This is a genomic window from Pseudomonas sp. LAIL14HWK12:I7 (assembly GCF_000483465.1).
Lineage (GTDB): Bacteria > Pseudomonadota > Gammaproteobacteria > Pseudomonadales > Pseudomonadaceae > Aquipseudomonas > Aquipseudomonas kermanshahensis.
The window spans coordinates 1-1,673 of record NZ_AXYZ01000029.1 but is presented as its reverse complement, the minus strand read 5'-3'; the positions used below and the strand labels follow the sequence as shown (position 1 = coordinate 1,673).

The window sequence follows — 1,673 nt, the reverse complement described above, 5'->3', positions numbered from 1 at the left end:
GTGCCGGCCAACAGCACTACCGGCTTCACCACGGTGACTGCTCCGGATAACGTCTACGTCGGTACCAACGACGCGGTGATCAAGTCGATCGCTTCGGTCGATGGCGCGGATGTCGGCAAGTTCGAGAACCTGGTTCTGGACAAGACCCCGGTCAGCACCGCTGTCACCGACGAGCCAGGCTCGGGTACTCCAGGCGCTGGCAACGAAGGCGACTTGGTCAAAGTCACCATCAGCGCTGACCAGGTTTCGGTTGCCGAGAACGTGAAGCCGACCTTCACCGTTCACATCAACACCGCGCTGGCTCACGACCTGGTCGTGACCCTGAGCAACAACGCTACCGTCACCATCAAGGCTGGCGAAACCAGCGCGCCGTATACTCACGACGCGCAGGGCGATGATGTCTACAAAGACGCTGGCGAAATCAGCCTGGGTATCAAGTCGGCAGCAGATATCGATGGCCGTGCCTTCGAAAACCTGCAGCTGGGTGACGCGGCGTCGGTCAAAGTGACTGACACCACCGACGACGTGGTGGCCAAACTGACTGCCACCCCTTCGGTTACCGAAGGTGGTGCAATCACCTACACCATCACCCTGACCAACAAAGACGGTCTGCCGATCGACAAGCATTCGGCGCTGACCTTCACCCTGAGCGATGGCACCACCGTCATCACGGTCCCGGCCAACAGCACCACTGGTTTCACCACGGTGACTGCCCCGGACAACGTCTACGTCGGTACCAATGACGCGGTGATCAAGTCGATCGCCACCGTCGATGGCGCCGATGTTGGCAAGTTCGAGAACCTGGTTCTGGACAAGACCCCGGTCAGCACTGCTGTCACTGACGAACCAGGTACGCCGGGCAACGAAGGTGATCTGGTCAAAGTCACCATCACCGCTGACCAGGTTTCGGTTGCTGAGAACGTGAAGCCGACCTTCACCGTTCACATCAATACTGCCCTGGCTCACGACTTGGTTGTGACGCTGAGCAACAATGCGGTTGTGACCATCAAGGCCGGTGAAACCAGCGCGCCGTACACTCACGACGCGCAAGGCGATGACGTCTATAAAGACGCCGGCGAAATCGAGCTGGGTATCAAGTCCGCCGTCGATGTTGACGGCCGTGCCTTCGAAAACCTGCAACTGGGCGATGCGGCGTCGGTCAAAGTGACTGACACCACGGATGACGTGGTGGCCAAGCTGACCGCTACCCCTTCGGTCACCGAAGGCGGTGCGATCACCTACACCATTACGCTGACCAACAAAGATGGCTTGCCGATTGATAAACATTCGGCGCTGACCTTCACGTTGAGCGACGGCACCACCGTCATCACTGTGCCGGCCAACAGCACCACCGGCTTCACCACCGTGACTGCTCCGGACAACGTCTACGTCGGGACCAACGATCCAGTGATCAAATCGATCGCCACCGTTGATGGCGCGGATGTTGGCAAGTTCGAGAACTTGGTTCTGGACAAAACGCCGGTCAGCACCGCTGTCACCGACGAGCCAGGCACTCCGGGCAACGAAGGCGACTTGGTCAAAGTCACCATCACCGCTGATCAGGTTTCGGTGGCCGAGAACGTCAAACCGACCTTCACCGTTCACATCAACACCGCGCTGGCTCACGACCTGGTCGTGACCCTGAGCAACAACGCCACCGTTACTATCAAGGC

General features: G+C 59.1%; 1 protein-coding gene. It reads left to right on the top strand.

Features of this window, described 5'->3' with window-relative positions:
- Positions 1 to 1,673: immunoglobulin-like domain-containing protein (locus D886_RS28400; protein ID WP_033694282.1), on the top strand; the 1,673-nt coding region annotated here is incomplete at both ends.